Annotated in this window: 1 pseudogene; it reads right to left on the bottom strand. The window is 73.4% G+C overall.

The features are described 5' to 3' along the window. Positions 1-237, bottom strand: a pseudogene (locus tag KVS71_RS18765) (LacI family transcriptional regulator); the annotation flags it as partial.

The raw sequence follows: 237 nt of genomic DNA on the forward strand, positions 1-237 counted from the left end.
CCGGAGACATGCCACACGGTCTCGTGGCCGAGGTCGAGGAGATGCTCCACGGCGAGGCGGCCGATCGCGCGCTGGTCGACCGCGAGCGGGGCGTCCTCCTCGAGGGGGGTGCGCTCACTCCGGGTGGCGGGCGTCCGTTCGGTGCGCGCCCGCATCGCCGGGGTGTCCAGGGCGTTCGGAACACCGAGGATGATGCCCTCTGCGCCCTGCCGCTCCAGGCTGTCGAAGGCCTCGTGG

This window comes from Microbacterium sp. GbtcB4, assembly GCF_019091465.1.
Taxonomy (GTDB): Bacteria; Actinomycetota; Actinomycetes; order Actinomycetales; family Microbacteriaceae; genus Microbacterium; species Microbacterium paraoxydans.